Genomic DNA, 8004 nt, shown 5'->3' with positions numbered 1-8004 from the left:
CCCGCCAGCCCGCCCAGCGCCGACAGCAGCAGCGACTCGGTCAGGAACTGCGTGCGCACCTGGCCGCGGGTGGCCCCCAGGGAGCGGCGCAGGCCGATCTCGCCGCGCCGCTCCAGCACCGAGATGACCATGGTGTTGGCCACGCCGACCCCGCCGACCAGCAGCGCCACCGCGCCCAGCCCGAGCAGCAGCCCGGTGAAGGCCGCGTCGGCGGCCTGCTTGGCGGCGAGCGCGTCGGAGGGGCGGGAGACCTCGACCTCGTTGGGGGCCTGCGGGTTGGCCGTCGCGCCCAGCACCGCGCGTACCGCCTCGACCTGGGAGGCCCGCGAGCGGGTGTAGACGGTGGTGGCATGGCCGTCGAACCCGAGTTCGCGCTCCGCGGCGGTCCAGCCGACCAGCGCGGCGGTGTCCAGTTCGGGGGCCAGCGCCGCGGGCCGCAGGATGCCGATCACGGTGAACCACCGCCCGCCGATCAGGATCTGGACCTCGGGCCCGGCCCGGCCGATGCCGAGCCGTTCGGCGGCCAGCGCCCCGAGCACGGTCGCCGGATAGGCACCGGTGGCGTCGTTGAGCCAGGCGCCGCTCGCCACCTGCCCCCCGATCGCGGTGAGCAGGTTGGTACGCGCCGCGTAGGCGGCCAGCCCGTTGGTCTGCACCGGGGGGATCTTCCCCGTCCGGTACACCTTGGCCTGCCCGACCATGCCGATCGCCGAGACGACCTGGACCGGGGCGATCCGCCCCACCATGGCCTCGGCCTGCAGCGGCAGTTCGGCCTGGGCGCCGGTGAAGGTGGTGCCCGGGGCGACGGTGAGCAGGTTGGTGCCCAGCGAGGCCAGGGTCCGGTCCAGTTCGGCGCGCGAGGAGGAGGTGATGCCGACCACCGCGACCATGGCGGCGATGCCGATGGCGATGCCCAGCGCCGACAGCAGGGCCCGCGTGGGGCGGGTGCGCAGCCCCGCCGCGCCGACCTTGAGCACATCGCCGGGCCACATCCGCGCCGGGCGCGGCGCGCGGCTCACCGGCCGGCCTCCGCGGCCAGGCCCACAGGATGCCCCGGATCGGCCAGGGCGCCGGGATGGGCGGAATCGGAGATCATGCGGCCGTCGCGCATCTGGATCCGGCGGGGCAGGGCGGCGGCGATCTCCCGGTCGTGCGTGATGATCACCACGGTGGTGCCGGCGGCGTGCAGGCCGCGCAGCAGGTCCATCACCGCCGCCCCGGAGGCCGAGTCCAGGTTGCCGGTCGGCTCATCGGCCAGCAGCAGCGGCGGCTCACCGGCCACCGCGCGCGCCACCGCGACCCGCTGGCGTTCCCCGCCCGACATCTGGTGCGGCTTGTGGTCCATCCGGTGGGCCAGCCCGACCCGGCGCAGCGCCGCGGCGGCGCGGCGGCGGCGTTCCGCGGCGCGCAGCCCGCAGTACAACAGCCCGTCGGCGACGTTGTCCAGCGCCGTGGTGCCGGGCGCCAGATGGAACTGCTGGAAGACGAACCCGATCCGCCCCGCCCGCAGCGCCGACAACCCGGTGTCGGACAGTTCGGCGACGTCGTGGCCGTCGATGCGCACCGTGCCGGAGGTGGGCCGGTCCAAGGTGCCCAGCACGTTGAGCATGGTGGACTTGCCCGACCCCGAGGGGCCCACGATGGCCACCAGTTCCCCGCGCCCGATGCGCAGGCTCACCCCGGCAAGGGCCGCGACCCCGCCCGGGTAGACCTTGGTGACGTCGGTGAGGGCGATCATTTGGGCATCCCCACGATCGTGCCCTCGGCGACGCCCTCGCCGGAGACCTCCACCCGGCCGGCCGCGAACAGGCCGGTGCGCACCGGCACATGGCGGGAGGTGCCGCCGGTGACGACCTCCAGCCCGAAACCGCCTTCGGCCAGCGCGACCAGCGCGGCCACCGGAACGGTCAGCACGTCCTTGCGGCGCCCGGCGGTGAAGGCGACGTCCACCGCGGCCAGCGCGTAGTCCTCGGTGGCCCGCTGGGCCTTCTTGCCGGGCAGCGCGACGCTCACCTCCACGCTGGTGGCCGGTTCGGCGTCCTGGCCGGAGCCGGGGGTGATGACGGTGGAGACCTCGGTGATGCGGCCGGTGACGGTCCGCTCGTCGGGGAGGGTGATGGTGACCTTGCCGCCCTTTTCGGCCAGCCGCTGGTCGGCGGGGTCCAGGCGGACGGTGACGGCCCTGGCGGTGCCGGTATAGGACAGGATCTTGCCGCCGGGGCGGGCCGGTTCGCCTTCACCGGCCTGCACGGCCTCCACCCGTACCGCGCCGGGGGCGAAGACGACCTGGCCGAGTTCGACGACGCCGGTCTCGGGCAGGCCCAGGTCGTCCTGCCAGTCCCGTACGGCCTCGGCGGTGTCGTAGGTGAACTCGTCATCGACGGTGAACCCGTCATAGCCGAGCGCGTCGAGGTTCTTTTCCAGCTGGCGCACGTCCCGGCCCTCGATGCCGGGCTCCAGCCGGCGGTAGGCGGGCAGCGAGCCGTACAGCAGCGTCACCGGAGCGTCGTCCACTCTGAACAGCGGCTTGCCGCGGCCGATGCGGTCACCGGTGCCGGGCAGGCGGGTGAGGGTACCGGCGGTGCGGGCGCTGACCGTGGTGGCCGGGCCGTAGCCGAGTTCCCCGTCGGCGGTGGTGGTGTCGGTGAGGGTCTGCCGGGTGACCTCGGCGGTGGCCGGTGGCAACGGCGGCGGCGTGCCGCCCTTGCCGGGCGCGCCGGGGGCCTCCAGCGTGAGCGCGGCGGCGGTGGCCCCACCGGCGGCGGCGACCACGACCGCGGCCGCGATCACCACCCGCCGGCCCCGCCGCCTCCGCGGCCGAGGACGTTCCTCATCCTCGGCCGGGGAACCCGGGTGGTCGGTGACGGTGCCGTGCCCCATCAGCTTCCACCGGTCCCTGCTCCGCCACGGCCGGGCCTCGGCATCATGTCCTGGCAGGCCTTCTGGGCGGCCTCCAGATCGGGGTCCTTGGCGACCTCGCCGGTGATCATGATGCCGCGCTGACCGGGCTTGGGGTCGGGAAAGGCCTCGACGCCGTTCTCGCGCATGCACGCCGCGAACGCCCGGCCGCGTTTTTCGGCCTCAGGGTCGGGCGCACCGGTGGCGTTGGCCTGCGGGTTGTACTGCCGGCAGGTTTCCATCGCCTTGTCGGTCTTGGCCTTGTCGCCCTGGGTGAACTTCAGCCGGATGCCCTGGCCGGGCTTGGGGTCCTCCATGTCCACGCCGTTTTCGCGCATGCACTGCGCGAACTTCACGCCCATCTCATCGGGGCTCAGGCTGGGGCCGGTGCTCGCGCCGGCGGAGCCGTTCCCGGCGCCGGCCACACCGGGCCCTTCGGCGTCCCCGCCCGCGCACCCGCCGAGCAACAAGGCCATGGCCATGGCCAGGGCAAGCGGCGCCGCCGCGAACGCGCCGCGGATCGACCTGCGCATCTCCTCGCCTCCTCGCTGATGTTGGCCGGTGGTTCCGGCCGGTCGCCAGCAGATGCAACAGCAGGCGGTGTTTCCCCGGCGTTTCCCCCCGCCGGCGTACCGGGGCGGGGCGGGCTCGCTAACGGAAACCACACGCGCGGTGGGCGACCATGGTCGCCGTGGACGCCGGTGGGCGCGCGTCGGGGAAAGGACTTTCATGCGGGTGCTGGTGGTGGAGGACGAGCCGCAGCTCGCCCGGGCGATCGCCGAATGGCTGCGGCAGGAGACCCACGCGGTGGACATCGCCCACGACGGGGCCGCCGCGCAGGAACGGCTCGCCGTCAACGACTACGACGTGCTGGTACTGGATCGCGACCTGCCCGCCGTGCACGGCGACCAGGTGTGCGCCGACCTGGTGGCCACCGGCGCGGAGACACGAGTGCTGATGCTCACCGCCGCCGCCGAGATCACCGACCGGGTGGCGGGGCTGTCGCTGGGCGCCGATGACTACCTGGCCAAGCCGTTCGCGTTCGCCGAGCTGGCCGCGCGGGTGCAGGCCCTGGGGCGGCGCTCGCGCCCGGCCGCGCCGCCGGTGCTGCGCCGCTCGGGCATCACCTTGGACCCGGCCAGGCGCGAGGTGTTCCGCGGCGAGCGGTACGTGCCGCTGTCGAAGAAGGAGTTCGCGGTACTGGCCGAACTGCTGCGCGCCCAGGGCGCGGCCATCTCCGCCGAGCACCTGCTGGAAAAGGCGTGGGACGAGTACGCCGACCCGTTCACCGGCGCGGTCCGCCTGACGGTGTTCAAGCTGCGGCGCAAACTCGGCGACCCGCCGGTGGTGCAGACCGTCACCGGCGTGGGATACCGGATCCCATGAGGGCGGCCCGGCGGCGGCCGCGCCGCATCACCTTGCAGGCCCGGCTGACCCTGATCTACGGCGGGCTGTTCTTCCTGGCCGGGCTGGTGCTGCTGGGCACCACGTACGCGTTGTTCAGCCAGCAGATCACCCGGACCGGGGCCAAGGTGCTGGCCCGCACCGAGCTACCGCCCGGCGCCGCGCCCGGCAAGAACGCCGGCAAGGACCAGGCCTGGCGGGTGACGGTCAACGGCGTGCCGATGGACCCGCGAGTGGCCGAGCAGTGGATGAAGGACCAGCAGGACGCGCTGCACCGGGCGGCGACCACGTCGATGCTCACCTTCGGCGCGCCGGCGCTGCTGGTGGTCGGCGGCGCGGCGGCCGGGTTCGGCTGGCTGGTGGCCGGGCGGGTACTGGCGCCGCTGCACCGGGTGACCGACACCGCCCGGCGGATCGCCGCCGCCCCGGCCGCCGACCGCGGCCTGCACGAGCGGATCGCGCTGAAGGGCCCCGATGACGAGGTCAAGGGCCTGGCCGACGCCTTCGACACGATGGTGGAACGGCTGGACCGCTCCTTCGACGGGCAGCGCCGGTTCGTCGCCAACGCCTCCCACGAGCTGCGCACCCCGCTGACGCTGGGCCGGGCGCTGGTGGAACTGGCCATGCACCGCCAGGCGGCCTGTGAACACGTCGCGACGCTCGGCGAGGACCTACTGAAGATCAATTCGCGGCATGAGCGGCTGATCACCGGGCTTTTGGTGCTGGCCGGTTCGGAGCGGGAGATCGTCGAGCGGCTGCCGGTGGACCTGGCCGACGTGGTGGGCCATGTGGCCGCGCAGATCGAGGTGGAGGCCAAGGAGGCCGGGGTCAGCGTGGAGGAACGGGCGGGCGAGGCACCGACCGCGGGCGACGCGCTGCTGCTGGAACGACTCGTGCACAACCTGGTGGAAAACGGCATCCGGCACAACCGGCCCGGCGGCGGGTGGGTGCGGGTGGTCAGCCGCACCCGCGGGGACGGCCTGGTGGAGGTGGAGGTCAGCAACACCGGCCCGGTGGTGCCGGCCTATGAGGTGCCCTCGCTGTTCGAGCCGTTTCGCCGGCTGCCCGGCGATCGGGTGGTCACCGCCAAGGGCGCCGGGCTGGGCCTGTCGATCGTGCGGTCGGTGGCCCGCGCCCACGACGGTGATGCCATGGTACGGCCCCGCTCGGGCGGCGGGCTGATCGTCACCGTGACGTTGCCGCTCTCACCGCACGGGCCAGGTGATGAGGGCGAGGCCGAGGGCGGGGGTGAAAGGGCCCGGGTCACTCACCGGTGACGCCGTCGAGGCGTTCGCGCAGCAGGTCGGCGTGACCGTTGTGCCGGGCGTACTCTTCGATCATGTGGACCAGGACCCACCGGTGGGAGACCCGCCGGCCGTGCCGCCTGCCCTTGCCCAGCACGTCCAGCGGCAGCACCGCCGACAGGGCGCGGGCCTGGTCGATCTCGGCCTGCCAGATGGCGAACGCCTCCTCGGGCGAGGCGTCGGCGGCCTCGTCGAAGTCGTCGTCACCGGGGTGCAGCGGCGGGACGTCCTGGCCGTCCAGCACGATGCGGAACCAGGCCCGCTCCACATGGGCCATGTGCCGCACCAGGCCGAGCAGCGACAGGCTCGACGGCGGCGCCGATCGTTCGGCCAGGCGATGCGGCGGCAGGCCCGCGCACTTGACGGCGAGGGTCTGGCGGTGCCACTCCAGCCAGGAGTCGAGCATGGCGCGCTCGTCGTTGACGAAAGGCGGACTGATCCGAGGATCGCTCATGATCTCTACATGGTAATGGGGCGGGCCTTGGTGCCCGCCCGGAAGGCAGGAGCAACGCCACGGGCGGCGGCCCGCGGCGACCACCGGCGAAAGGCAGGACCCTCTGGTGTCGGACGCCCCCCAGCACGAGCGGCCCGGCCCGGACCTGCAGACCGACCGGCCGCACCCGGCGCGGGTCTATGACCACATCATCGGCGGCACCGAGAACTTCGCCGCCGACCGGCAGACCGCCGCCACCGCACTGCGGACCTGGCCGGGGCTGCGCACCTCGATGCTGGCCAACCGGGCCTGCATGCACCGCATGGCCCGCCGCCTGGCCGGCCTGGGGGTGCGGCAGTTCCTCGACATCGGCGCCGGCATCCCCTCCTCCCCCAACCTGCACGAGGTGGTCCAGCAGACCGCGCCCGAGGCGCGGGTCGTCTACGTCGACAACGACCCGATCGTCTTGGCCCACGCCCGCCCGCTGCTGACCGGCGCGCCGCAGGGCCGCACCGCCTACATCCAGGCCGACATGCGCTCTCCCGCCGGGCTGTGGGCCGACCCCGCGCTGCACCGGACGCTGGACCTGTCGCGGCCGGTGGCGCTCATGGTGATCGCGATGCTGCAGTTCGTGGAGGACGCCCACGGCCTGGTGGAGGCGCTGCTCGGGCCACTGGCCCCGGGCAGCCACCTGGCCCTCACCATCCCCACCGCCGACCTGGCCCCCGAGTCGCGGCGGCTGGCCGAGGACTACACCCGTGGCGGCATACCGATGTACCTGCGCGGCCGCGCCCAGGTGGAACGCCTGTTCACCGGCCTGGACCTGCTGGAGCCCGGTGTCGTCCCGATACCCCGCTGGCACCCCGCCCCCGGCGAGCCTGCGCTGCCCGACACCGCCACCAACATGTACGCCGCGGCCGCCCGCAAACCCTAGCGGCGGGGCCGGGGCGGGGCCACATCGTGTGGAGCCGGTCGGCGGTGTGACGGTAGGCCGCCTTCTGCGCCGGCGTCAGTGTCACATCGGCGCCGGGGCCCGCGGCGGCCAGGCGTTCGCGCAGCACGATCGACTCGGCGGTGTCGGCCAGGTCCAGCAGCCCGCTGAAACGGGCCGCGGCCGCCGCCAGGTCGCCCGCGGGCGGGCCGCCCGGCGGCAGCGCCGCGCCTACCGGGCCAACACCCGCGCCCAGCACGGCGGCCGCCGCCGACAACGTCACCACGTCCACCGGGTCGATGTCGACCAGCCGCAGCGGGACGTGCTCGACCCGCCCGCCCGCGCCGTACAGCCGGCCTGCGGCAGGTCCACCCTGGGTGGGGGCCACCGCCCGCCACAGCCGCCGCAGCGTGCCGAGCGCCGCACCGGCCGCCAGCGGCCCCGGCAGCACCGTCCCCCGGCGTTCGGCCGCGCGCAGGGACAGCAGCGCGCGTTCCAGCATGGCCGCCGCGCGGGCCAGATCCTCGCCCAGATCCGGCACCAGCACGACGCGAAAACCCGGGCCGTTCACCTCAGCGCCCCGCCCCGCCGCCGGGGCCGGGGAAGCGCCGGGAAACGGACCGCACAACGACGGTCACGGCGGTGTGCGTCACGGACATGACGATACGCCGGTGCGGCCCTCGCCGTCCCGCCTCCACAACGCAAGAAGCCCGGCAAGCCATCGCTATTTCGCGGAAACCGAAATATTCAACTATTTCGTAAAGGTCGGCCGGTAATGCGCGCCCTATTCTCCGAAACTCATTACCAATGCGTGAACTCCAGGTGTCCGCAGCGGTCAAGTCGCCCCGAATCCGGGAAGTGTCAAATGGGCCGAAGCGAAGGAGAAACGCCGATGCGGCGCACCGCAGTGCTCGACGTGGGCGCGCACAGCGCCGCGCTGACCGTGGTGCGCCGCCCCCCGCGCGCCGCCCGGCCGCCCCGGACGCGCGACCCGGCCGACCCCGGTCTGTGGGAGATCGTGGCCACCCGCAAGA

At 74.0% G+C, this 8004-nt stretch carries 8 protein-coding genes; 3 read left to right on the top strand and 5 right to left on the bottom strand.

What is annotated here, in order from left to right; translation table 11 throughout:
- From C1I98_RS31165 to C1I98_RS31150, 4 genes are all read right to left on the bottom strand, one after another.
- Positions 1–1019, bottom strand: a 1019-nt coding sequence (locus C1I98_RS31165; protein ID WP_306461930.1) for an ABC transporter permease, incomplete at its 3' end; no start/stop codon positions are given.
- Positions 1016–1738 (bottom strand): ABC transporter ATP-binding protein, encoded by a 723-nt coding sequence (locus C1I98_RS31160; RefSeq protein ID WP_111170951.1) that lies wholly within the window; start codon positions 1736–1738, stop codon positions 1016–1018. The genes C1I98_RS31160 and C1I98_RS31165, both read right to left, overlap by 4 nt.
- Positions 1735–2880 carry a peptidoglycan-binding protein gene (locus C1I98_RS31155; RefSeq protein WP_111170950.1) on the bottom strand — a complete coding sequence of 382 codons (1146 nt, stop codon included), beginning with the start codon at positions 2878–2880 and terminating at the stop codon, positions 1735–1737. The genes C1I98_RS31160 and C1I98_RS31155 overlap by 4 nt, the downstream gene beginning before the upstream one ends.
- Positions 2880–3431 (bottom strand): hypothetical protein, encoded by a 552-nt coding sequence (locus C1I98_RS31150; protein WP_111170949.1) that lies wholly within the window; start codon positions 3429–3431, stop codon positions 2880–2882. Before C1I98_RS31150 ends, C1I98_RS31155 begins: the two co-directional genes overlap by 1 nt.
- Before the next feature lie 196 nt (positions 3432–3627).
- Here C1I98_RS31150 and C1I98_RS31145 point away from each other — a divergent pair, with 196 nt between their 5' ends.
- Entirely contained in the window at positions 3628–4284 is a 657-nt protein-coding gene (locus C1I98_RS31145) for a response regulator transcription factor (RefSeq protein WP_111170948.1), read from the top strand.
- Positions 4281–5579, top strand: a complete 1299-nt coding sequence (locus C1I98_RS31140; RefSeq protein ID WP_111170947.1) for a sensor histidine kinase — start codon at positions 4281–4283, stop codon at positions 5577–5579. Before C1I98_RS31145 ends, C1I98_RS31140 begins: the two co-directional genes overlap by 4 nt.
- On the opposite strand, the gene C1I98_RS31135 is transcribed toward C1I98_RS31140, so the two are convergent.
- A complete protein-coding gene (locus C1I98_RS31135; RefSeq protein ID WP_111170946.1) occupies positions 5566–6060 on the bottom strand; it encodes a DinB family protein in 495 nt (164 codons plus the stop codon). The genes C1I98_RS31140 and C1I98_RS31135 overlap by 14 nt on opposite strands.
- 106 nt (positions 6061–6166) lie before the next feature.
- On the opposite strand from C1I98_RS31135, the gene C1I98_RS31130 reads away from it, so the two are divergent.
- Positions 6167–6973, top strand: a complete 807-nt coding sequence (locus C1I98_RS31130; protein ID WP_111170945.1) for an SAM-dependent methyltransferase — start codon at positions 6167–6169, stop codon at positions 6971–6973.
- Positions 6974–8004: the final 1031 nt, after the last annotated feature.

Source organism: Spongiactinospora gelatinilytica, assembly GCF_003236385.1.
In the GTDB taxonomy this organism is placed as follows: Bacteria; Actinomycetota; Actinomycetes; order Streptosporangiales; family Streptosporangiaceae; genus Spongiactinospora; species Spongiactinospora gelatinilytica.
Note: the sequence above shows the minus strand (reverse complement) of the source record. Positions and strands in the feature narration are given on the sequence as shown.

Bases quoted from the DNA above. Each gene is read 5' to 3' on its own strand.
- C1I98_RS31160 (WP_111170951.1), bottom strand. From the start codon at position 1,738: ATGATCGCCCTCACCGACGTCACCAAGGTCTACCCGGGCGGGGTCGCG.
- C1I98_RS31155 (WP_111170950.1), bottom strand. From the start codon at position 2,880: ATGGGGCACGGCACCGTCACCGACCACCCGGGTTCCCCGGCCGAGGAT.
- C1I98_RS31150 (WP_111170949.1), bottom strand. From the start codon at position 3,431: ATGCGCAGGTCGATCCGCGGCGCGTTCGCGGCGGCGCCGCTTGCCCTG.
- C1I98_RS31145 (WP_111170948.1), top strand. From the start codon at position 3,628: ATGCGGGTGCTGGTGGTGGAGGACGAGCCGCAGCTCGCCCGGGCGATC.
- C1I98_RS31140 (WP_111170947.1), top strand. From the start codon at position 4,281: ATGAGGGCGGCCCGGCGGCGGCCGCGCCGCATCACCTTGCAGGCCCGG.
- C1I98_RS31135 (WP_111170946.1), bottom strand. From the start codon at position 6,060: ATGAGCGATCCTCGGATCAGTCCGCCTTTCGTCAACGACGAGCGCGCC.